18 protein-coding genes and 2 riboswitches are annotated in these 21,790 nt (G+C 72.0%); of the genes, 12 read left to right on the forward strand and 6 right to left on the reverse strand.

Going from position 1 to position 21,790, the window contains the following annotated elements:
* Window positions 1–67: 67 nt before the first annotated feature.
* Genes gcvP through gcvT form a run of 3 tightly spaced genes read right to left on the reverse strand, consistent with a single transcriptional unit; the run spans window position 68 to window position 4,539 of the window.
* On the reverse strand, window positions 68–2,983 hold the full coding sequence (gene gcvP, locus FHX33_RS08285) for an aminomethyl-transferring glycine dehydrogenase (RefSeq protein ID WP_183428330.1): 2,916 nt from the start codon (window positions 2,981–2,983) through the stop codon (window positions 68–70).
* A gap of 15 nt (window positions 2,984–2,998) precedes the next feature.
* Window positions 2,999–3,370, reverse strand: coding sequence for a glycine cleavage system protein GcvH (gene gcvH, locus FHX33_RS08290; protein WP_021764747.1), 372 nt, complete (start codon window positions 3,368–3,370; stop codon window positions 2,999–3,001).
* Window positions 3,371–3,372: 2 nt separating this feature from the next.
* A complete protein-coding gene (gene gcvT / locus FHX33_RS08295) occupies window positions 3,373–4,539 on the reverse strand; it encodes a glycine cleavage system aminomethyltransferase GcvT (protein ID WP_183428331.1) in 1,167 nt (388 codons plus the stop codon).
* A gap of 62 nt (window positions 4,540–4,601) precedes the next feature.
* A riboswitch (glycine riboswitch) is annotated at window positions 4,602–4,712 on the reverse strand.
* Between the two features lies 1 nt (window position 4,713).
* A riboswitch (glycine riboswitch) is annotated at window positions 4,714–4,806 on the reverse strand.
* Window positions 4,807–4,945: 139 nt separating this feature from the next.
* On the opposite strand from gcvT, the gene FHX33_RS08300 reads away from it, so the two are divergent.
* The 7 genes from FHX33_RS08300 to FHX33_RS08330 all read left to right on the forward strand — a co-directional run bounded on the left by FHX33_RS08300 (window position 4,946) and on the right by FHX33_RS08330 (window position 12,544).
* Window positions 4,946–5,671, forward strand: a complete 726-nt coding sequence (locus FHX33_RS08300; protein ID WP_021765033.1) for an NUDIX hydrolase — start codon at window positions 4,946–4,948, stop codon at window positions 5,669–5,671.
* Window positions 5,672–5,676: 5 nt separating this feature from the next.
* Window positions 5,677–6,966, forward strand: coding sequence for a quinolinate synthase NadA (gene nadA, locus FHX33_RS08305; protein ID WP_420870874.1), 1,290 nt, complete (start codon window positions 5,677–5,679; stop codon window positions 6,964–6,966).
* A 1-nt stretch (window position 6,967) separates the two neighbouring features.
* Window positions 6,968–8,530 carry an L-aspartate oxidase gene (nadB, locus tag FHX33_RS08310; protein ID WP_183428332.1) on the forward strand — a complete coding sequence of 521 codons (1,563 nt, stop codon included), beginning with the start codon at window positions 6,968–6,970 and terminating at the stop codon, window positions 8,528–8,530.
* Window positions 8,524–9,384, forward strand: coding sequence for a carboxylating nicotinate-nucleotide diphosphorylase (gene nadC / locus FHX33_RS08315; RefSeq protein WP_021755161.1), 861 nt, complete (start codon window positions 8,524–8,526; stop codon window positions 9,382–9,384). The genes nadB and nadC overlap by 7 nt, the downstream gene beginning before the upstream one ends.
* Window positions 9,381–10,532, forward strand: a complete 1,152-nt coding sequence (locus FHX33_RS08320) for a cysteine desulfurase family protein (protein WP_183428333.1) — start codon at window positions 9,381–9,383, stop codon at window positions 10,530–10,532. Before nadC ends, FHX33_RS08320 begins: the two co-directional genes overlap by 4 nt.
* A 120-nt stretch (window positions 10,533–10,652) precedes the next feature.
* On the forward strand, window positions 10,653–12,137 hold the full coding sequence (locus FHX33_RS08325; protein WP_021764212.1) for an MDR family MFS transporter: 1,485 nt from the start codon (window positions 10,653–10,655) through the stop codon (window positions 12,135–12,137).
* A gap of 44 nt (window positions 12,138–12,181) precedes the next feature.
* Complete coding sequence (locus FHX33_RS08330) at window positions 12,182–12,544, forward strand: iron chaperone (RefSeq protein ID WP_183428334.1); 363 nt, start codon at window positions 12,182–12,184, stop codon at window positions 12,542–12,544.
* Here FHX33_RS08330 and FHX33_RS08335 read toward each other — a convergent pair.
* Window positions 12,541–13,359 (reverse strand): NmrA family NAD(P)-binding protein, encoded by an 819-nt coding sequence (locus tag FHX33_RS08335; RefSeq protein ID WP_183428335.1) that lies wholly within the window; start codon window positions 13,357–13,359, stop codon window positions 12,541–12,543. The two genes, FHX33_RS08330 and FHX33_RS08335, sit on opposite strands and share 4 nt — an antisense overlap.
* 231 nt (window positions 13,360–13,590) lie before the next feature.
* Here FHX33_RS08335 and FHX33_RS08340 point away from each other — a divergent pair, with 231 nt between their 5' ends.
* The gene (locus FHX33_RS08340) at window positions 13,591–14,160 is read left to right on the forward strand and encodes a carboxymuconolactone decarboxylase family protein (protein ID WP_021762667.1); all 570 of its coding nucleotides are present in this window, start codon (window positions 13,591–13,593) and stop codon (window positions 14,158–14,160) included.
* Complete coding sequence (locus FHX33_RS08345; RefSeq protein ID WP_248616249.1) at window positions 14,157–14,531, forward strand: DUF488 domain-containing protein; 375 nt, start codon at window positions 14,157–14,159, stop codon at window positions 14,529–14,531. Before FHX33_RS08340 ends, FHX33_RS08345 begins: the two co-directional genes overlap by 4 nt.
* Window positions 14,532–14,542: 11 nt before the next feature.
* Here the strand turns inward: FHX33_RS08345 and aceB are convergent, their stop codons facing one another.
* A complete protein-coding gene (aceB, locus tag FHX33_RS08350) occupies window positions 14,543–16,177 on the reverse strand; it encodes a malate synthase A (RefSeq protein WP_021762665.1) in 1,635 nt (544 codons plus the stop codon).
* 37 nt (window positions 16,178–16,214) lie between these two features.
* Window positions 16,215–17,534: an isocitrate lyase gene (gene aceA, locus FHX33_RS08355; protein WP_039921939.1), complete on the reverse strand. Its 1,320-nt coding sequence runs from the start codon at window positions 17,532–17,534 to the stop codon at window positions 16,215–16,217.
* A 132-nt stretch (window positions 17,535–17,666) separates the two neighbouring features.
* Here aceA and FHX33_RS08360 point away from each other — a divergent pair, with 132 nt between their 5' ends.
* The 3 genes from FHX33_RS08360 to FHX33_RS08370 all read left to right on the forward strand — a co-directional run bounded on the left by FHX33_RS08360 (window position 17,667) and on the right by FHX33_RS08370 (window position 21,790).
* Window positions 17,667–19,118 (forward strand): helix-turn-helix domain-containing protein, encoded by a 1,452-nt coding sequence (locus FHX33_RS08360; RefSeq protein WP_246396886.1) that lies wholly within the window; start codon window positions 17,667–17,669, stop codon window positions 19,116–19,118.
* Between the two features lie 115 nt (window positions 19,119–19,233).
* The gene (locus FHX33_RS08365) at window positions 19,234–20,640 is read left to right on the forward strand and encodes an NAD(P)/FAD-dependent oxidoreductase (RefSeq protein WP_039921938.1); all 1,407 of its coding nucleotides are present in this window, start codon (window positions 19,234–19,236) and stop codon (window positions 20,638–20,640) included.
* Between the two features lie 46 nt (window positions 20,641–20,686).
* Window positions 20,687–21,790 carry an ABC transporter ATP-binding protein gene (locus tag FHX33_RS08370; RefSeq protein ID WP_183428336.1) on the forward strand — a complete coding sequence of 368 codons (1,104 nt, stop codon included), beginning with the start codon at window positions 20,687–20,689 and terminating at the stop codon, window positions 21,788–21,790.

Genomic DNA, 21,790 nt, shown 5'->3' on the forward strand with positions numbered 1-21,790 from the left:
CGACTGCGCCGCGTCGAACGACGGCGGATGTACCGGGAGACCGCACTCGGTCAACAGCAAGCAGGGCTCAGGAGAAGGCCTCCGGCGGCGGGCAGGCGCAGAACAGGTTGCGGTCGCCGTAGGCCTGGTCGATCCGGCGCACCGGCGGCCAGTACTTGCCGCGGACCAGCCCGGGCACCGGGTAGACCGCCTGCTCGCGCGTGTACGGGTGGCTCCAATCGGCGGCGACGACGGACTCGGCCGTGTGCGGTGCGCCTCGCAGCGGGTTGTCGTCGACGGGCCAGGCGCCGGCGGCGACCGCGTCGGCCTCCGCCTTGATCGCGATCATCGCGGTGACGAACCGGTCGAGCTCGGCGAGGTCCTCGCTCTCGGTCGGCTCCACCATCAGGGTGCCGGCGACGGGGAACGACATCGTCGGTGCGTGGAAGCCGTAGTCGACGAGGCGCTTGGCCACGTCGTCCACCGTGACGCCCGTGCGCTCGGTGAGCGGGCGCAGGTCGAGGATGCACTCGTGCGCGACGAGGCCCGCGTCGCCCGAGTAGAGCACCGGGAAGTGCTCGCGCAGGCGGGCGGCGACGTAGTTGGCGGCGAGCACGGCGGCGCCGGTGGCGTCGCGCAGGCCCTCCGCGCCCATCATCCGCACGTACGCCCAGCTGATCGGGAGGATGCTCGGGCTGCCGTACGGGGCCGCCGAGACCGGGCCGCCGCCGTGCTCGACGCGTCCCCCGGTCGCGAGCACGTGGGTGTCGTCCTGAGCGAGCGGGTGACCGGGGAGGAACGGCGCGAGGTGCGCCTTGGCCGCGACCGGGCCGACGCCCGGACCCCCGCCGCCGTGCGGGATGCAGAAGGTCTTGTGCAGGTTCAGGTGGCTGACGTCGCCGCCGAAGTCACCGAACCGGGCGTAGCCGAGCAGCGCGTTGAGGTTGGCGCCGTCGACGTAGACCTGTCCCCCGGCGTCGTGCACGGCACTGGTGATCGCGACGACCTCGTGCTCGTAGACGCCGTGCGTCGACGGGTACGTGATCATGAGCGCGGCGAGCGTCTCGGCGTGCTCCGCGATCTTGGCCCGCAGGTCGTCGAGATCGACGTTGCCGAGGTCGTCCGTCGCCACGACGACGACGCGCATGCCGGCGAGCACGGCCGAGGCCGCGTTGGTGCCGTGGGCGCTCTGCGGGATGAGGCAGACGGTGCGCTGACCGTCGCCGCGCGAGCGGTGGTAGCCGCGGATCGCCAGCAGTCCGGCGAGCTCGCCCTGGCTACCCGCGTTCGGCTGCAGCGAGACGGTGTCGTACCCCGTGACGTCGGCGAGCCACGCCTCCAGCTGGTCGATGAGCGCCAGCGAGCCCTGCACGTCCGCCGCGGGGGCGAACGGGTGGAGGGCGGCGAACTCGGGCCAGGTGACGGCCTCCATCTCCGTGGCGGCGTTGAGCTTCATCGTGCACGAGCCGAGCGGGATCATGCCGCGGTCGAGCGCGTAGTCGCGATCCTGCAGCTGACGCAGGTAGCGCATCATCGCCGTCTCGGAATGATGTGTGTTGAACACCGGGTGCGTGAGGTACGCGGACGTGCGGGCGAGGGCTCCGTCGAACGACGCCTCGGCGGGGAGGCTGAGCTCGGGCGCGCTGTCGACGGTCCCGCCGAGCACCTCGACCAGGTCGGCGAGCGGGAAGTCGCCGTCGCGGAGGTCGGCGGCGACCTCCTCGTCCACGCTGAGCGAGACGAGACCCGCGTCGGTGGCGTGCAGCAGCAGCCCGTGCGCGTGGGCGCGCTCGACGACGCCCGCGGCGTCGTCGACGGCGACCTGGAGGGTGTCGAAGTAGGAGTTCGAGACGACGTCCACGCCGGACGCGCGCAGGAGGTCCGCGACCGCAGCGGTGGTCAGGTGCACCTGGCGCCCGATCGCGCGCAGCCCCTGCGGGCCGTGGTAGACGGCGTACATGGCCGCCATGACGGCCAGCAGCACCTGCGCGGTGCAGATGTTGGACGTGGCCTTCTCGCGCCGGATGTGCTGCTCGCGCGTCTGCAGGGTCAGGCGGTAGGCCGGCTTGCCCACGGCGTCCTGTGAGACGCCGACGAGCCGGCCGGGCAGCTGGCGCTCCAGGCCGGAGCGCACGGCCATGTAACCGGCGTGCGGACCGCCGAAGCCCATCGGGACGCCGAAGCGCTGGCTGGTGCCGACGGCGACGTCGGCGCCCAGCTCACCGGGCGACCGCAGCTGGGTCAGCGCCAGCAGGTCGGCGGCGGCCACGACGACCGCTCCCCCGGCCTTCGCAGCCGCGATGACGCCGGAAGGGTCCCACACGCGACCGGAGGCGCCCGGGTACTGCACGAACAGGCCGAAGGCGTCGGCCAGCTCCGGGGCGTCGGCCGGGGTCGCGGCCAGGTCGCGCACGATCAGCTCGATGCCGACCGCCTCCGCACGGTTGCGGAGCAGCGCGAGGGTCTGCGGGAAGATGTCCGCGTCCACGACGAACCGCGACGACGCGGCCTTGGAGGCGCGGCGCGCCAGCAGCATCCCCTCGACGACGGCCGTGCCCTCGTCGAGCATCGACGCGTTGGCGGTGTCGAGCCCGGTCAGGTCGGCGACCATCGTCTGGAAGTTGATCAGAGCCTCCAGGCGGCCCTGCGAGATCTCCGGCTGGTAGGGCGTGTACGCCGTGTACCAGCCCGGGTTCTCGAGGACGTTGCGCTTGATCACGGCCGGCGTGAGCGTGCCGTAGTAGCCGAGGCCGATCAGCGAGCGGTTGACCGTGTTGCGGGACGCGATCGCGCGCAGCTCGCGGAGCGCGGCCCGCTCGCTCGCGGGCGCCGGCAGGGCCGGACGGTACGCCGGGTCGACACGGATGCCCGCGGGCACGGCCGCCGCGACGACCTCCTCGACGGACGCGTACGCGCGGGAGTGGGCGTCCCCGACGGCGGACAGCATGGTGCGCTGCGCGTCGTCGTCGGTGCCGATGTGACGCGCCTGGAAGAGTTCAGTCATGTGCGGGGGTTCGCCTCACTCGCCCGTGAGGGCGGTGTACTCGTCGTAGCTGAGCAGGGTGGGGAGCTCGGTGAAGGAGACCTTCACGAGCCAGCCCTCGCCGAACGGGTCGCTGTTGACCAGCTCGGGGGCGTCGACGACGGCGTCGTTCACCGCGGCGACCGTGCCGTCGACCGGTGCGAACAGCTCGCCGACCGACTTGGTGGACTCGATCTCGCCGACCACGCGGCCCGCGGCCACCGTGCTGCCGACGGCGGGCAGCTCGACGAATACGACATCGCCCAGCTTCTCGGCCGCGTAGGCGGTGATGCCCACGGTCGCGACGTCGCCCTCGACGAGCAGCCACTCGTGCTCGGCGGTGTACTTGAGGTCCTGCTCTGCGGCCATGGTCAATGCTTCTTTCTGCTGTAGAAGGGGAGGGCGGTGACGGTGAACGGGAGGCGGCTGCCGCGCACGTCGACGTGCAGCTCGGTGCCGGGGCGGGCGAGGCGCGGGTCGACGTACGCCATCGCGATGGGGACGCCGACGGTCGGCGAGAGGGCGCCGGAGGTGACGACGCCGACCACCTCGTCCGCGCCGTCGGCGGCGGGGACCACGACGGGGTAGCCGGCCCGCGCGGCGCGCTTGCCCTCCCCCATGAGCCCGACGAGCACGCGCGCCTCGGGGTGCGGGCCGTCCTCGCTGGCGGCGCGGCCGACGAAGTCCGTGTCCTTGGCGAGGTTGACGACGCGGCCGAGGCCGGCGGAGGCGGGCTTCGTGTCGAGGCCGAGCTCGTGTCCGTACAGCGGCATCCCGGCCTCCAGGCGCAGGGTGTCGCGGCTGGCGAGACCGGCCGGGACGAGGCCCTGCTCGGCTCCGGCCTCCAGCAGTGCGTCCCAGAGGGTGCCGGCCTCGTCGGGGGCGAGGTAGAGCTCGAAGCCGTCCTCGCCGGTGTAGCCGGTGCGCGCGATGAGCACCTGGTGGCCCTCGAACTCGGCGGGGATGCTCCAGTAGTACTTCAGCGCGGCGAGGCGCTCGCCGATGTCGCCGTCCTCGACGCTGAAGCCCGGTGTGGCGAGGAGGATGGAGAGGCTCGCCGGGCCCTGCACGGCGATGAGCGCGATGTCGTCGCTCTCGTCGTAGACCTCGACGTCGAACGGGGAGGTGCGGTCGCGGAGCTCCTCGGCGACCACCTCGCGGTTGCCCGCGTTGGCGACGACCATGTAGCGGTCGTCGCCCGTGCGGTAGACGACCAGGTCGTCGACGATGCCGCCGGCCCGGGAGAGCAGAAGGGAGTACTTCGCCTGGTCGATGGCGAGGCTCGACAGCTTGCCGGCGAGCGCGTAGTCGAGGGCGACTCCGGCCTCCGGTCCGATCAGGACGATCTCGCCCATGTGCGAGAGATCGAAGAGCCCGGCGGCGGTGCGCACGGCGTGGTGCTCGGCCAGATCGCTGGAGTAGCGCACCGGCATCTGCCAGCCGGCGAAGTCGGTGAACGAGGCACCGGCGGCGGCGTGCGCGTCGTGAAGGGGAGAGAGGCGTCCGCTCTGCTGCGGGGCGCCGTCCTGCGAGGTCATGAGTTCTCCGATCGCCGGCCGTCGGCCGGGGGCTGTCGGAGCGGTCGCCCGCTCCGGGAAGAACTCCCCCTCTGTCATCCGGCCTGAGAGCTTCACCGGCGCCGCCCGTCGCGGGCGTCGCCGATTTTCACCTTGGGCGAGGACGGCGGTCGCCGTCCTGCTTTTCAGAGTGGCCAGTCCGATGCGGTACGCGTACCTGAGAGATTGTCGGGGAGGATTGCTCCTTCGGTGTCGCACGCACGCGTGCGACTCTCCCGCATCGACCTCGTCGGCCCTGTGTTCAGTTGATCGAGGTCAGCATACCCGGTCGCCCCCGACTTGGCGTTCTGGTCGTCATGACACTAAGATGAACGCAGGTTAGAGTCACGATGACTTTTAGGGCATCACCCACCAGCCGGGAGCGGCCATGACGACGGAGCACACGAGAGCGAGCGCGATCCTCGCCGTCTCGACGGTGATCTTCGCCCTGCGCAAGGACGACGAGACCGGCGGCCTGCCGCAGGTCTGGCTCCCTCTCGTCCGCCGCATCCGCGAGCCGTTCGAGGGCCGGTGGGCCCTGCCGGGCGGCCCGCTGCGTGGAGAAGAGGACCTCGCCTACGCCGCCGCCCGGACCCTTAACGACACCACCGGGCTGACCCCGCGCTACCTGGAGCAGCTGTACGCGTTCGGCGACACCTCCCGCTCCCCTGCCGGCGACCGCGTCGTCTCGATCGTCTACTGGGCGCTGGTCCGCTCCGACGAGGCCGAGCGCGCGAGCGTGGGCGAGAACGTCCGCTGGTTCCCCGCCGACGACCTCCCGCCGCTCGCCTTCGACCACCAGCTGATCGTCGAGTACGCGCTCTGGCGCCTCCACACGAAGATGGAGTACTCCCGCATCGCCCACGCCTTCCTCGGCGAGCGCTTCACCCTCGCCCAGCTGCGGGAGGTGCACGAGGCCGTGCTCGGCCGTGCCCTGGACCCCGCCAACTTCCGCCGCACCATCGAGGCCTCCGGGGCCGTGGTCGCGACGGACGAGTACCTCACCGGCACGCCCCACCGGCCGCCGCGCCTGTACCGGTACAACGACTCGATCGACCTCGCCGACGCGGGCCCCCTGCCGCGCCAGCAGCACCCATTCGGAGGAGAGAAATGACCACGATCGCCTCGGTCGACACGACCATCCAGCTCATCGCCAGCGGAGAGCTGGACGGCGCGACCTGCACCCCCGACCTCGTGGAGGCGCCGTGGAACTTCGACGCCGCACCGCCCTCGTACGGTCCCGGCGCCTCCATGGCCGACCCCATCCCGGCGTTCACCCCGCGCCAGGGCGAGCTTCCCGAGGAGTACCGCACGGCGAGCGCCGACGAGCTGCACACGCGCATCCTCGACGCCAAGGCCGCGCTCGGCGACCGCGTCGCCGTGATGGGCCACTTCTACCAGCGCGACGAGGTCGTGCAGTTCGCGGACTTCGTGGGCGACTCGTTCCAGCTCGCCAACGCCGCCAAGGCGCGCCCGGAGGCCGAGGCCATCGTCTTCTGCGGCGTGCACTTCATGGCCGAGACGGCGGACATCGTGTCGCGGCCCGACCAGCGCGTCATCCTCCCGAACCTCGCCGCCGGCTGCTCGATGGCCGACATGGCCGACCTCGACTCGGTGCAGGAGTGCTGGGAGCAGCTCGAGGAGCTGTACGGCACCGAGCCGGACGCCGCGGGGCGCGCCCCGGTCATCCCGGTGACGTACATGAACTCGTCGGCGGCGCTCAAGGCGTTCTGCGGCGAGCACGGCGGCATCGTCTGCACCTCGTCCAACGCAGCCACCGTGCTGGAGTGGGCGTTCGAGCGCGGCCAGCGCGTCCTCTTCTTCCCGGACCAGCACCTCGGCCGCAATACAGCCAAGGCGATGGGCGTGCCGCTGGAGCAGATGCCGCTCTGGAACCCGCGCAAGGCCTGGGGCGGGACGGACGAGCAGACCCTGCAGGACGCCCGCGTCATCCTCTGGCACGGCTTCTGCTCGGTGCACAAGCGGTTCACGGTCGGCCAGATCGAGAGCGCGCGCGCCGAGTTCCCCGGTGTGCGCGTGATCGTGCACCCCGAGTGCCCGATGGACGTGGTCGACGCCGCGGACGAGTACGGCTCGACGGACTACATCGTGAAGGCCATCCAGGCGGCGCCCGCCGGCTCGACCTTCGCGATCGGCACCGAGATCAACCTCGTCCAGCGACTCGCCGCGCAGTTCCCCCAGCACACGATCTTCTGCCTCGACTCGGTCGTGTGCCCGTGCTCGACGATGTACCGCATCCACCCCGGCTACCTGGCCTGGGTGCTGGAGGGTCTGGTGCGCGGCGAGGTCTACAACCAGGTGAGCGTGCCGGCCGAGGTCGCCGAGCCCGCACGGGTGGCCCTCGAGCGCATGCTCGCCGCCCGGCCGGACACCACGATGGCGGCCTGACATGGCACGCGTGGTCGTCGTCGGCAGCGGGATCGCCGGGCTGGTCGCCGCGCTCGGCGCATCCCGCGACCACGATGTCGTGCTGGTCACCAAGGGCGAGCTCTCCGAGAGCAACACCCGGTACGCGCAGGGCGGGATCGCCGCAGCCCTCTTCGCCGACGACAGCACGGCGGCGCATGTGGACGACACGCTGCGTGCGGGTGCCGGGCTGAACGTCCGGGAGGCCGTCGAAGCGCTGTGCGGCGACGCCCCGCAGCGCATCCGTGAGCTGATCGCCCTCGGCGTCGCGTTCGACCGCGACGGCGACGCGCTGGCGCGCGGCCTGGAGGCGGCGCATTCGAGCCCCCGCGTGCTGCACGCCGGCGGGGATGCGACCGGGGCGGAGATCGAGCGGGCGCTCGTGGCCACCGTCCTGGATTCCGCCGTCGAGATCGTGGAGCACGCGTTCCTGCGGGAGGTCGTCGTGCGCGACGGCGCGGCGGCCGGCGTGCTCGTCCGGACGGATTCCGGTGGCGAGCGGGAGATCGCGGCCGACGCGGTCATCCTCGCGACGGGCGGCTTCGGGCAGCTCTACGCCTACACGACGAATCCCGCCGTCGCGACCGGGGACGGGGTCGCCGCGGCCTGGCGCGCGGGAGCGGCCGTGGCCGACCTGGAGTTCGTGCAGTTCCATCCCACCGCCCTCGCGATCCCGGGATCGTTCCTGGTGTCGGAGGCCGTGCGCGGCGAGGGCGCCGTGCTGCGCAATGCGCGCGGAGAACGGTTCATGGTCGACGTGCATCCCGACGCCGAGCTGGCGCCGCGGGACGTGGTCGCCCGGGGAATCGCGATCGAGATGGCCGCGCAGGGAGGCACGCCGGTCGTGCTCGACGCGACGGCGCTCGGCGCCGACTTCCTCGCCCGGCGGTTCCCGACGATCGACGCCGCCTGCCGCACCGCCGGGATCGACTGGTCCCGCGAGCCCGTGCCGGTCACCCCCGCCGCCCACTACGTGATGGGCGGCGTCGCGACCGACACCAGCGGGCGCACGACGCTCCCCGGCGTCTTCGCCGTCGGCGAGGTGGCGTGCACCGGCGCGCACGGCGCGAACCGGCTCGCCTCCAACTCGCTGCTCGAAGGGCTCGTCTTCGCGCACCGCGCGGTGCAGGCGATCGGCGAGCCCTGGCAGCCCGCGCCCGCCTGGCTGGCGGAGGCGGCGCTGTCCGGCCGAGCGGTCGGCACCGGCGTCGACGACGTCGACGAGTCCGGTGAGTCCGTCGCGCCGACGATCCCCTACGACCGCGACGCCCTCCGCGCGCTGATGTGGGCCGCCGCGGGCGTCCACCGCGACCGCGCGGGACTCACGGCAGCGGCCGCCCAGCTCGCGGCGACCGCCGCCCCCGGTCCGGGCGAGGACCGCGACCTCCTCCAGGTCGGCCGCCTCGTGGTCGCCGCCGCTCTCGCCCGCGAGGAATCGCGCGGCGCCCACTTCCGCTCCGACTTCCCCCTCACCTCCGCCGCCCCCGCACGCCACACCGTGCTCGCGCCGGCCGCCGACCTCCAGAAAGCCGCCCTCGCATGCTGACCCGCCAGATCATCGAGACCGTCGTCCGAGCCGCCCTCGTGGAGGACGCCCCGTGGGGCGACCTGACGAGCCAGCTCCTCATTCCGGAATCGGCATATGCCACTGCGCGCCTGGTCGCACGGGAGCCCGGCACCTTCGCGGGCGGTGAGGTCTTCGCTGCGGCGATGACCCTGACCGACCCGGCGATCGAGGTCGTCCTCGAGCGTGCCGACGGCGAGGAGTTCGCTGCGGGCGACACGCTCGCGACCGTCAGCGGCCCGGCCCGCTCGGTGCTGCAGGGCGAGCGGGTGGCCCTGAACTTCACGCAGCGGATGAGCGGGATCGCCACCCTCACGGCCGCGTTCGTCCGGGAGGTCGAGGGCACCTCGGCGCGCGTCGTCGACACCCGCAAGACGACGCCGGGCCTCCGCGCGTTCGAGCGCCACGCGGTCCGGGCCGGTGGCGGGCACAACCACCGCTACTCGCTGTCGGACGCCGTCATGGCCAAGGACAACCACCTCGCCGTGCTCACCGCGCAGTCCGGGCTGAGCGTGACCGACGCCCTGCTCGCCGTCCGCGCGCAGCTCTCGCACACGACGCACCTCGAGGTCGAGGTGGACCGGATCGACCAGATCGAGCCGGTGCTCGCCTCGGGCGTGGACACGATCATGCTCGACAACTTCACCCTGGACGAGCTGCGGGAGGGCGTCGCGCTGATCGCCGGGCGCGCGATCGTGGAGGCCAGCGGCAACGTCAGCCTCGACACGGTCCGCGCCATCGCCGAGACCGGTGTCGACGTCATCTCCTCCGGCGCCCTGACGCACAGCGTGCGCTCGCTCGACCTCGGCCTGGACGTGGTGGTCGAGACGCCATGACCGGCGGCCTGTACCTCGACGCGGCGGCGACCTCCGCGGTCCGCCGCGAGGTGCTGGAGGCGATGTGGCCGTACCTGACCGGCGACTTCGGCAACCCGTCGAGCCATCACGCGGTCGGTGAATCGGCGGCACGCGCGCTGGCCGACGCCCGAGCAGCGGTCGCCGCCTGGCTCGGTTGTCGCGCCTCGGAGGTCATCTTCACGTCCGGCGGCACCGAGGCGGACAACCTCGCGATCAAGGGCATCGCGCTCGCCTCTCCGCGCGGCCGGCACATCGTGACGACCCCGATCGAGCACGAGGCGGTGCTGGAGTCCGTCGATCATCTCGTCCGCCTGCACGGCTTCGAGACGACGTTCGTCCCGGTGGGCCGCGACGGGCTGGTCGACCCCGCTGCATTCGCGGCCGCACTGCGCCCGGACACGACACTCGCCAGCGTGATGCTCGCGAACAACGAGGTGGGGACCGTCCAGCCGATCGCCGCACTGGCGGCGCTGGCGCACGAGCACCGCATCCCGTTCCACACCGACGCGGTGCAGGCGGCGGGCTGGCTGCCGCTCGACGTGCGCGAACTCGGCGTCGACGCGCTGAGCGTCTCCGGCCACAAGATCGGCGCTCCCAAGGGCATCGGCGCGCTCTTCGTGCGCGGGCGCATCCCGCTGGAACCCGTGCTGCACGGCGGCGGACAGGAGCGCGGCCGGCGCTCGGGCACGGAGAACGTTGCCGGTGCTGTCGCCCTGGCGACGGCCGCGCGGCTGGCGACGGCGAATCGGGAGGCGAACGCGGCGGCCGCCGCCGAGGCGCGGGACGGGTTCGTCGCCGCCGTGCTCGCGGTCGCTCCGGGAGCGCAGCTCACCGGGCATCCGGGGCGGCGCCTCCCCGGCACCGCCTCCTTCGTCTTCCCCGGCACCAACGGGGAGGCCGTGCTCCTCGAGCTCGAGCGCCACGGCATCGTCTCGTCGAGCGGTTCGGCGTGCGCCGCCGGGAGCGAGGACGCCTCGCACGTGCTGCTCGCGCTCGGCTACCCCGAGGACCTCGCCCGCACCGCGGTGCGCTTCTCCTGGGGTCCGGAGGTCGGCGCGGCGGAGCTCGCCTCCGTCGCCCCCGCGGTCGGCGAGGCCGTGCGGACGGTGCAGTCGCTGGGCCGCTGATCGGCACCCGATCTATTCCCGGTTTCGCGGTCAGTGAACGGGGCCATCGTTTACCCGCGCGAAACCCCCGGTGTCGCCCGTCGTCGGTACTGTTGACCGGTGACTGAGCAGACCTCACCTGTGCCCGCCGTCCTCGCCGACCCCGCGACGACGGACACCGCCGCCGAGAACGGCCGCATCGAGCGCCGGAACAACCGGGTGATCTGGCTGCTGCTCGCCGCCACGTTCGTCGTCATCCTGAACGAGACGATCATGACGGTCGCCATCCCGAAGCTGATGGACGACCTGAAGATCGACGCACTGGCCGCACAGTGGCTGTCCACGGCGTTCATGCTGACGATGGCGATCGTCATCCCGATCACCGGCTTCCTGCTCCAGCGGTTCACGACGCGCGCGATGTTCATCACCGCGATGTCGCTCTTCTCGCTCGGGACGCTGACCGCCGCGCTCGCCCCGGGCTTCGCCGTGCTCGTCGGCGCCCGCGTCATCCAGGCGTCCGGCACCGCGATGATGCTGCCGCTGCTCATGACGACCCTGATGACCCTGGTGCCGCCGGCGAAGCGCGGGCGCACGATGGGCAACGTCTCCATCGTCATCTCGGTCGCGCCGGCCATCGGTCCGACCATCTCGGGCTTCATCCTCAACTACCTCGCGTGGCGCTGGATCTTCCTGATCGTCCTGCCGATCGCGCTCATCATGCTGCTCATCGGGATGCGCTTCGTCGAGAACGTGACCGAGACCACGAAGGTGCGCATCGACGTCCTTTCGGTGGTCCTCTCCGCGCTCGGATTCGGCGGACTCGTCTACGGACTCACCCTCTCGGGCGAGTCGGGCAGCGCGTCGGGCGGCCCCGGCGCCGCGCTCTGGATCTCGCTCGCCATCGGCGTGATCGGTCTGGCGACCTTCATCCTGCGCCAGCTGATCCTGCAGCGACGGGATCGTGCGCTGCTCGACCTGCGCACCTTCCGCTCCCCCGTCTTCACCGTCTCGATCGTGCTCATGGCGATCAGCACGGCGGCGATGTTCGGCGTGATCATCGTGCTGCCGCTCTACCTGCAGCACGTGCTGCACCTCGACACGCTCTCGACCGGTCTGCTCCTGCTGCCCGGCGGCCTCGTCATGGGGCTGGCCGCGCCGTTCGTCGGCCGACTCTACGACCGCTTCGGGCCGCGCGTGCTCGTCGTGCCCGGCTCCATCCTGGTCAGCCTCGCGCTCTGGTCGCTCACCCTGGTGAGCGAGACCACGCCGGTCGGGATGGTGCTGGCCGCGCACATCGTGATGAGCCTCGGCCTGGCGCTGATGTTCACGCCGCTGTTCACGGCCGGTCTCGGCGCCGTGCCGCCGCACCTGTACTCGCACGGCAGCGCGATCGTCGGCACCGTGCAACAGGTCGGCGGTGCCGCGGGAACCGCACTGCTGGTCGCCGTGCTGTCCGCGCAGACCGCGGCCCTGACGGCCGGTGGCGCTCCGCTCGACGTCGCGACGGCAGGCGGCATCAAGGTGGCGTTCCTCGCCGCGGCGATCATCTCGCTCTTCGCCGTCGTCGGCTCCTTCTTCATCAGCAAGCCGGCCGACTCCGTCTCCGACGGGGCCTTCGCGCACTGACCCGCGTGTTGCGACCGTTCGCGGCGCGGCGCTAGGGTCGCGGCATGGCGCGCGGAGTGGATGCGGACACGGTCGACGAGTACCTCGATCGGATCGGCGAGCCGTTCGGCTCCGCGCTGCGCATCGTCCGGGATCGGATCGTCGCGATCGTCCCCGACGCCGAGCAGGTCATCAGCTACCGCGTCCCGATCTTCCGGCTGAACGGGAAGGGCCTGGTCGGCCTCTCCGCGACGGCGAAGGACTGCAGCCTCCTGCTGATGAGCCCTCCGGCCGCCGCCGAACTGGCCGGGACGCTCGCCGAGGGCAGCATCACCGGCGCGACCCTCCACTTCCCGCCCGCAGCGCCCCTGAGCGAGGAGACGCTGCGGGCGGTGCTCGCCGTGCGGCGGCGCGAACTCGGCGCCTAGCGCTGCAGCGCCGAGCGGACCACGTCCGCGAGCGTGCGCGGCGGCCTCCCGAGCAGCGCAGCGAGGTCGTCGGACCCGGTGGCGAGACGTCCGCCGGCGGCCAGCGCGTGCAGCGGGCCGAAGGCTCCTGCCGCTTCGACGTCGACGCGCTCGTGGACGACCGGCCTGCCGCGCTCGGACGAGAGGTGGGCGGCCAGCTCGTCGTAGGTCCACGCGGGGCCGCGCAGTTCGAGCACAGGGCGCGCAGGCGGTCGGGTCGCCGCGAGCGCGGCCGCCTCGGCGAGGTCGACGAGCGACGCCGTCGCAAGAGCTCCCCCACCGGCTGCCGATGTGACGCGACCGACGACGGCCTCTGCCAGGGCCCGGTCGACGAACGGCTCGGTGTAGAAGCCGTTGCGCAGGATGGTGGCGCCGGAGTCGTCGCCGTGACCGAACCGCTCGGCCAGCAGAGCCTCCGTCTTTGCATGCCCGGGATCGTGCGCGGCGCCGAACGCGCTCGTGTAGACGACCCGGCGCACGCCCGCGGCGACCGCGGCGGACACAACGGCTCGGTGCTGCGGCACCCGGATCGCCGGATCGTGCACCGGACTCGAGACGAAGACGAGGCGGTCGACGCCGGCGAAGGCGTCCACCAGGGATCTTCGATCGGCGTAGTCGCCGAGCCGGGCTGTCACGCCTCGGGCCCGGAAGGCGTCCGCGGCGGGGGTGGTGCGAACGAGCACGCGAAGCCGCTCGCGCGGGACTCGCGCGGCGAGGGCGGCGACGATCGCGCCGCCGAGGCGCCCGGAGGCACCGGTGATGAGGATGGATTCCATGTCTGCTCCTGATGAGGGGGTCGTAGGGACGGACGGGAGCCAGGAGGCTCCCGCGGCGTCACGACCCGGCCACAGGCGCAGCGAACGAGCGGACGGTCAGGCCCGTCGGAGATCGCTCAGCAGAATCGACATCTGCCCGCGAGCCTAGTGCAGCCTCCCCGGATCCGCACTGGTGGCGGTGGTGGCCCGATGGCATCATGGGCGCGTCGGGGGCGTCACGAGGAGGCAGCCGTGTCCATCATCCAGACCAGCGAACCGGACCAGGCGACCGGGGTCGTCGCCGAGATCTACGCGGACGACCAGCGCCATCTCGGCTACGTGCCGGAGCACACGCGCGTCATGGCCGTGAACCCCGAGGCGTATCTGGCGTGGGAGCAGCTCGCCCGCGCCATCGCCTCGCAGCTGGGACTGCGCCGCTACGAGCTCGTCACGCTGGCCGCCGCGCAGGGTGCCCACTCGAAGCACTGCCGGCTCGCGCACGGCTCCAAGATGCTGACGCTCGTCGACGAGGAGTCGCTGGAGGCCATCGCGCGCGACTACCGTCGCGCCGATCTCAGCGAGGCGGAGGTGGCGATGATGGAGTACGCCGAGCGCATCAGCACCGATGCGGCCGACATGACCGACGCTGACACCCTGCGGTTGCGGGAGCTGGGCTTCACCGACCGGGAGATCGTCGACATCACGCTCGCCGCCGCGGCCCGCAACTACTTCAGCCGGGCGATCCAGGCGCTCGGGGTGGCGGTGGACGTCCCGCCCGGGCTCAGCGACCGGCTGCGCGGCGCCCTCCTGGCTCCGCTGTGAGCGCGACACCGGATCGAGTGGGCACGTTCCGGGTGCGGCGGGTCTACGACGATCCGTCGCCCGACGACGGCTTCCGCGTGCTCGTCGACCGGCTGTGGCCGCGCGGCGTCTCGAAGGAGCGGGCGGAGCTCGATCTCTGGCTGAAGGAGGTGGCGCCGTCCACGGGGCTTCGGCAGTGGTTCCACCACGACGACCCGCCGTTCGAGGAGTTCCGCGCCCGTTACGAAGCGGAGCTGGCGGAGAACCCCGCGGTGGAGGAGCTGCGGGAGATCGGCCGCGCGCATCCCGTCGTTACGCTGCTGGTCGGGGCGCGCGGCGAGCACAACCACGGAGTGGTGCTCGAAGGATTCCTCGAGCACCACCCCGGATGACCGGCGGGCGGTCAGCCCGCCAGCGCGAGCCGCTCGGGCTCCGGCGCGTCCACGAGATGACGGGCGTACGCCGGGATCGTGAGGAAGGTCGGGAACTCCTCGCCGAGGGAGACCTCGCGCAGGATGTCCGCCGCCTCGGCGAAGCGGTCGTCGCCCTCCGGGCTGCGGAGCCGGTCGAGCTCCTCGTCCAGGATCCGCTCGACGAGGGCGCGGTCGACGGTCGTGCCCTCCTGTGTGGTCACGCGGTTGTCGATCCACTGGCGCAGCAGGGAGCGTGAGATCTCGGCGGTCGCGGCGTCTTCCATCAGCCCGTCGATCGCGACGGCGCCCGTCCCCCCGAGCCACGCCTCGATGTAGCGCAGCGCGACGGAGACGTTGGAGCGCACGCCCGCGTCGGTGACGGTGCTGTCGGCCGTCGTCACATCGAGCAGATCGTCGGCGGTGGCGTGCACGTCCGGCCGCTTCCGCGACAGCTGGTTCGGGCGCTCTCCCAGCACGGCGTCGAACTCCGCGAGGGCCGTCGGGATGAGGTCGGGATGGGCGACCCAGGTGCCGTCGAAGCCGTCGCCCGCCTCCCGTCGTTTGTCGTCGGCGACCTTCGCGAGAGCACGCTCGGTGGCTTCCGGGTCGCGCCGGTTCGGGATGAAGGCGCTCATGCCGCCGATCGCGTGCGCGCCCCGCTTGTGGCAGGTCGCGACGAGGAGCTCGGTGTAGGCGCGCATGAACGGGACGGTCATGGTGATGCGGTCCCGGTCGCCGAACGCGAAGCGGCGGCCCCGACCCAGGAAGGTCTTGATGATCGAGAAGATGTAGTCCCAGCGGCCGGCGTTGAGGCCGGCGCAATGGTCGCGCAGCTCGTAGAGGATCTCCTCCATCTCGAACGCGGCCGGGATGGTCTCGATCAGGACGGTCGCGCGGACCGTGCCGACGGGCATCCCGATGCGCTGCTGCGCGAAGACGAAGATGTCGTTCCAGAGCCGCGCCTCCTGGTGCCCCTCGAGCTTCGGGAGGTAGAAGTACGGTCCCCGGCCGCCGTCGACGAGCGCCTGGGCGTTGTGCCAGAAGTACAGCCCGAAGTCGGTGAGGGACGCGCTGGCCGGCGCCGTACGTCCGGCGCGATCGGTGAAGGCGAGGTGCTTCTCGACCAGGTGCCAGCCGCGTGGGCGCATGACGATGGTCGGGGTGTGCTCCTGCGGCGTCGTCACGCGGTACTCCTTGCCCTCCGGGCTCGCGAACTCCAGCTCTCCGCGCACCGCGGCGCGCAGGGTGCGCTGGCCGCCGACGACGTTCGCCCAGGTGGGGCTGGTCGCGTCCTCCTGGTCGGCGAGCCAGACGCGGGCGCCGGAGTTGAGGGCGTTGATCGCCATCTTCGGGTCGGTCGGGCCGGTGATCTCGACGCGGCGGTCCTCCAGCCCCGGGCCGGCGCCGGCGACGCGCCAGGTCGGGTCCTCGCGGACGGCGGCCGTCGCGCTCAGGAACTTGGGGTCGCGGCCGTTGCCGGCCTCCCCGCGGTGCTGCTGCCGTTCGGCGAGCAGCTCCTGCCGCCGGGCGGCGAACGCCTGGTGCAGGTGGTCGAGGAAGCTCAGCGCCTCCGGGGTGAGGATCTCGTCCGAGCCGGGAACGGTCGGACCGGTGATCTCGATCATGGTCGTGTCTCCTTGGTCAGTCGGTGCGGCCAGTCCGTCAGAACTGGTGCTGTTCGGTGGATCCCACGAGGGCGAGGGTGGCGCTGTCGGGGTTGAGCGCGGTCGCGACGCGGTCGAAGTAGCCCGTGCCGACCTCCCGCTGGTGGCGGGTGGCGGTGTAGCCGTCGGCCTCGGAGGCGAACTCGGCCTCCTGCAGGTCGACGTAGGCGCTCATCTGCCGCGACGCGTAGTCGCGGGCGAGCGTGTACATCGAGTGGTTGAGGGCGTGGAAGCCCGCGAGGGTGATGAACTGGAAGGCGTATCCCATCGCCGCGAGCTCGCGCTGGAACCGGGCGATCGTCTCGTCGTCGAGGTGCTTCTTCCAGTTGAACGACGGCGAGCAGTTGTAGGCGAGCTTCTTGCCCGGGTACTGCGCGTGGACGGCCTCGGCGAAGCGGCGGGCGAGGTCGAGATCCGGCTCGGCCGACTCGACCCAGAGGAGGTCGGCGTACGGCGCATAGGCCAGCCCGCGGGCGATGACCGGGTCGATGCCGTTGGTCACCTCGTAGAAGCCCTCCGCGGTGCGGGTGCCGGTGAGGAACGGCTTGTCACGCTCGTCGTGATCGCTCGTCAGCAGCGTGGCGGCCAGCGAGTCGGTGCGGGCGATCACGATGGTGGGGACGCCCGCGACGTCGGCGGCGAGGCGCGCGGCGTTGAGCGTGCGGATGTGCTGGCCGGTCGGGATGAGGACCTTGCCGCCCATGTGACCGCACTTCTTCTCGCTGGCGAGCTGGTCCTCCCAGTGCACGCCCGCGGCGCCGGCCTGGATCATCCCGTGCATGAGCTCGTAGGCGTTGAGCGGGCCGCCGAAGCCGGCCTCGGCGTCGGCGACGATCGGCGCCATCCAGTCGCCGACGGTTCCGTCGACGCCCTCGATCTGCCCGGCGCGCAGCAGCGCGTTGTTGATGCGGCGGACGACCGCGGGCACCGAGTTGGCCGGGTACAGGCTCTGGTCGGGGTAGGTCTGGCCGGAGAGGTTTGCATCGGCGGCGACCTGCCAGCCGGAGAGGTAGATGGCCTCGAGGCCGGCGCGCACCTGCTGCACAGCCTGGTTGCCGGTGAGGGCGCCGAGGGCCGAGACCCACCGGGCGTCGGGCCCGCTGCCGTCGCGCTGGATCAGCTCCCAGAGAGTCTGCGCGCCGCGGCGGGCGAGCGTCTGCTCCTCCCGGACGGGGCCGCGCAGGGCGACGACGTCGGCAGCGGTGTAGTCGCGGCGGATGCCGGACCAGCGCGGGTCGGCGTCCCATTCCAGCTGGAGCTCGGCGGCGGTCTGCACGGTGTCGCCGGGGCGGGGCTCGGGGTGGGCTGCGGTGCTCATCGTGACCTCCATCGGTCGGTTCGGTTGAGACGATCCTGTGCCCCGCGCGCGCCGTCCCGGACGGATCCGTCCACAGAAATCCGGCGGTTCTTCTGTTTGCCAGAACTTCCGGCGGGTGTCAGCATGGCCTGCATGACAGACACGGTCGATGAGGACCTGGCGGCGGACGCGCTCACCCTCGGGCGGCGCATCCGGGCGGCGCGTGTGCAGCGCGGCATGACCTTGGAGGTCCTGGCCGCGGCGATCGACCGCGCCCCCTCGCAGGTCTCCACCATCGAGAACGGCAACCGCGAGCCGCGGCTGCCGCAACTGCGGGCCATCGCGGCCGCGCTCGGCGTCACGGTCGACGACCTGCTCGCCCCCGAGGCGCCCGACGAGCGCTCCGCCCTCGAGATCGCGGTCGAGCGGGCCCAGCGGGGCACGGTCTTCAGCGCGCTCGGGATCGATCCCGTGCGGGTATCGAAGTCGGTTCCGGACGCCACGCTCCGCGCCATCCTGGCCCTCCACCAGGAGGTCGAGCGGCTGCACCGCGAGCGCGCCGCGACCCCGGAGGAGGCCCGTCGCGCGAACGCCGAGCTGCGCGCGACCATGCGCGCCCGCGACAACTACTTCGCCGAGCTGGAGACCATCGCCGCAGAGCTCCTCGCCGCCGTCGGTCACACCGGCGGGCCCGTCTCGCAGCAGACCGTGGCCGATATGGCCGATCACCTCGGCTTCTCGCTGCACTACGTCGGCGACCTGCCGCACTCCACCCGCTCGGTGACCGACAAGCGCAACGGGCGCATCTACCTGCCGACGGAGCAGTCGGCCTCCCGCGACTCCCGCTCCCCCATCCTGCAGGCCTTCGCGTCCCAGCTGCTCGGTCACGACGAGCCCGGAAACTACGCAGAATTTCTGCGGCAGCGGATCGAGACCAACTACCTCACCGCAGCGCTGCTCCTGCCCGAGAAGGATGCCGTGGCCGTGCTCACGGAGGCCAAGAACTTCCGCCGCATCTCGATGGAGGATCTGCGCGACGCCTTCGCCGTGTCGTACGAGACGGCGGCGCACCGGTTCACGAACCTCGCGACCGCGCGGCTCGGCATCCCGGTGCACTTCATGAAGGTGCACGAGTCCGGCACGATCATCAAGGCGTACGAGAACGACTCGGTCGCGTTCCCGTCCGACGCCCTCGGCGCGATCGAAGGGACGCCCGTCTGCCGCAGCTGGACGGCGCGCACGGTGTTCGACGTGGAGGACCGGTTCAGCCCGTATTACCAGTACACGGACACGCCCCGCGGAACGTTCTGGTGCACCTCCCGCATCGAGAAGGCCAAGGAGGGCGACTACTCGGTGAGCGTGGGCGTGCCGTTCGAGCACGTGAAGTGGTTCCGCGGCCGGGAGACCTCGCACCGCGCCCTCTCGCGCTGCCCGGACGAGAGCTGCTGCCGCCGCCCGTCCGGCGCGCTCGCGGAGCGGTGGGAGGGGCAGGCCTGGCCGGCAGCGCGCACGCCGACGTCACTTCTCGCCGCGCTGCCGACGGGGACGTTCCCCGGGGTGGACACCACCGAGGTCTACGACTTCCTCGAGCGCCACCAGCCCTGACCACCCGTCGGACGGAATGAACGGAATGCCGACGGATTCGGTACGGAATCCGTCGTTCTGTCCCGCTCGCAGGGGGCAGAATGTCACAAACCCAGCAGAGAGGCGCGTGAATCGAGTGGGCAGTACGGTTTTCGAACGGAGCCGACCGGATGCGTCCGTGGTGCGGCACGCGCTCGCGGGCACCCGGCAGTCCGTCTTCTGGATCGAGGACGCCCCGGGTGACGCGTACCCCACGCTCAGCGGCGATCTCTCGTGCGATCTCGCGGTCGTCGGGGGCGGCTACTCGGGACTGTGGACGGCGCTGCTCGCCAAGCGCGAGAACCCCGGCGCCCGCGTCGTCCTGCTGGAGGGGCGCCGCATCGGCTGGGCGGCCTCCGGGCGCAACGGCGGCTTCTGCGAGGCGAGCCTGACCCACGGCGAGGACAACGGCCTCAGCCGGTTCCCGCAGGAGTTCGACCAGCTCCAGCGGCTCGGGATGCGGAACCTCGACGAGATCGAGGCGATCATCGCGGAGCTCGACCTCGACGCCGACTTCGAACGGAACGGCGCCATCGACCTCGCCACCGAGCCGCACCAGGTCGAGTGGCTGCGCGAGGCCGCGGACGGGGAGCACGCCGTCTTCCTCGACACCGACGCGGTGCGCGCCCAGGTGCACTCCCCCACCTACCTCGCCGGCCTCCTCCGCACCGCCGACTCGTCGCTGGTGCACCCGGCGAAGCTGGCCCGAGCGCTGGCCCGGGCCTGCGCGGACCTCGGGGTCGAGATCTTCGAGCACTCCCCGGTGGAGAGCATCGGCGACGGCACCACTCTCGAGACCCCGAACGGTGTGGTCCGCGCGGAGCGCACCGCGCTCGCGACCAACGTCTTCCCGAGCCTGCTGAAGCGCAACCGCCTCCAGACGGTGCCGGTGTACGACTACGTGCTCATGACCGAGCCACTGTCGGACGCGCAGCTGGCCTCCATCGGCTGGAGCGGACGGCAGGGCCTCGGCGACTCGGCGAACCAGTTCCACTACTACCGGCTCTCGGCGGACAACCGCATCCTGTTCGGCGGCTACGACGCGATCTACCACTACGGCGGACGCGTGCGCGAGGAGTACGAGGACCGCCCCGAGACCTTCGCCCGGCTCGCGAGCCACTTCTTCACCACGTTCCCGCAGCTGGAGGGCGTGCGCTTCACGAACAAGTGGGCGGGCGCGATCGACACGTGCAGCCGGTTCTGCGCGTTCTTCGGTTCGGCGCGCGGCGGCCGGGTCGCGTACGCCACCGGCTACACCGGCCTCGGCGTCGCCGCGACCCACTTCGGCGCGCAGGTCATGCTCGACCTGCTCGCCGGCCGCAGCACCGAGCGCACCGAGCTCGACATGGTGAAGAGCCGGCCGCTGCCCTTCCCGCCCGAGCCCGCCGCCTCCCTCGGCATCAACCTGACGCGGCTGTCGCTCGACCGCGCGGACCACAACGACGGCAAGCGCAACCTGTTCCTGAAGACCCTGGATGCGGTGGGGCTCGGCTTCGACAGCTGAGCACCTCGCCTTCCGCCTCCATCCGACCACGAGGAGAACCCCGACGATGACGTCCACCCCACCGGCCTCCGACGGCTCCGTGCAGCTGCGCGGGGTCACCAAGCTGTTCGGATCGCAGATCGCGGTCGACCACATCGATCTGGAGGTGCGCAGCGGCGAGTTCATCTCGCTCCTGGGCCCCTCCGGCTGCGGCAAGACGACGCTGCTGCGGATGATCGCCGGGTTCGAGCATCCCGACGACGGCGACATCGCGGTCGGCGGGGTGAGCGTCATCGACACGCCTCCGCACAAGCGCCCGGTCAACACGGTCTTCCAGTCCTACGCGCTGTTCCCGCACATGACCGTCGCCGAGAACGTCGCGTACGGCCTGCGGCAGAAGCGGGTGCCCCGCGCGGAGATCGCCGAACGGGTGCGGGACGCGCTGGAGCTCTCGCGCATGGGCTCCTTCGCCGACCGGAGCCCGCAGAAGCTCTCGGGCGGCCAGCAGCAGCGCGTCGCCCTCGCCCGCGCGCTCGTCAACCGGCCGCGCGTGCTGCTGCTGGACGAGCCGATGTCGGCACTCGACCGCAAGCTGCGGGAGGAGATGCAGATCGAGCTGAAGCTGCTGCAACGCCAGCTCGGCATCACCTTCGTCTTCGTCACCCACGACCAGCAGGAGGCGCTCTCGATGAGCGATCGGATCGTCGTGATGCAGGGCGGCGCGGTGCAGCAGATCGGCACGACGGAGGCCGTGTACCTGTCGCCGGCGAACGCGTTCGTCGCCGGGTTCATCGGCAAGCAGAACTTCATCGACGCGACGGTGCAGCCCGACGGCTCGCTGCTCGCCGCCGACGGCCGGGTGGGCGCGGCGACCGGGTCGGACGCCCGCAGCGGCGAGCGCGTGCGGGTCGCCGTACGGGCCGAAGCCGTCACCGTCGGCCGGGAGCGTCCCGCCGGGACGGGCGTGCAGGGCACGCTCGCCGGCATCTCGTTCCTCGGCGACGTGATCCAGTACGTCGTCGTCACCGCGGCCGGGGTCGAGCTGCTCTCGCGCCGGCCGCCGAGCCAGGTCGAGCAGCTGAGCACCGGGGACGCGGTGTGGTGCGGCTGGGACGACAGCGACCTGCATGTGTTCGCGGCCGAGCCCGACGCCGACGCCGAGGCCGCCTGA

The sequence above is a fragment of the Leifsonia aquatica genome, assembly GCF_014190775.1.
GTDB classification, from domain to species: domain Bacteria; phylum Actinomycetota; class Actinomycetes; order Actinomycetales; family Microbacteriaceae; genus Leifsonia; species Leifsonia aquatica.

Bases quoted from the DNA above. Each gene is read 5' to 3' on its own strand.
- gcvP (WP_183428330.1), bottom strand. From the start codon at position 2,983: ATGACTGAACTCTTCCAGGCGCGTCACATCGGCACCGACGACGACGCG.
- gcvH (WP_021764747.1), bottom strand. From the start codon at position 3,370: ATGGCCGCAGAGCAGGACCTCAAGTACACCGCCGAGCACGAGTGGCTG.
- gcvT (WP_183428331.1), bottom strand. From the start codon at position 4,539: ATGACCTCGCAGGACGGCGCCCCGCAGCAGAGCGGACGCCTCTCTCCC.
- FHX33_RS08300 (WP_021765033.1), top strand. From the start codon at position 4,946: ATGACGACGGAGCACACGAGAGCGAGCGCGATCCTCGCCGTCTCGACG.
- nadB (WP_183428332.1), top strand. From the start codon at position 6,968: ATGGCACGCGTGGTCGTCGTCGGCAGCGGGATCGCCGGGCTGGTCGCC.
- nadC (WP_021755161.1), top strand. From the start codon at position 8,524: ATGCTGACCCGCCAGATCATCGAGACCGTCGTCCGAGCCGCCCTCGTG.
- FHX33_RS08320 (WP_183428333.1), top strand. From the start codon at position 9,381: ATGACCGGCGGCCTGTACCTCGACGCGGCGGCGACCTCCGCGGTCCGC.
- FHX33_RS08330 (WP_183428334.1), top strand. From the start codon at position 12,182: ATGGCGCGCGGAGTGGATGCGGACACGGTCGACGAGTACCTCGATCGG.
- FHX33_RS08335 (WP_183428335.1), bottom strand. From the start codon at position 13,359: ATGGAATCCATCCTCATCACCGGTGCCTCCGGGCGCCTCGGCGGCGCG.
- aceB (WP_021762665.1), bottom strand. From the start codon at position 16,177: ATGATCGAGATCACCGGTCCGACCGTTCCCGGCTCGGACGAGATCCTC.
- aceA (WP_039921939.1), bottom strand. From the start codon at position 17,534: ATGAGCACCGCAGCCCACCCCGAGCCCCGCCCCGGCGACACCGTGCAG.
- FHX33_RS08360 (WP_246396886.1), top strand. From the start codon at position 17,667: ATGACAGACACGGTCGATGAGGACCTGGCGGCGGACGCGCTCACCCTC.
- FHX33_RS08370 (WP_183428336.1), top strand. From the start codon at position 20,687: ATGACGTCCACCCCACCGGCCTCCGACGGCTCCGTGCAGCTGCGCGGG.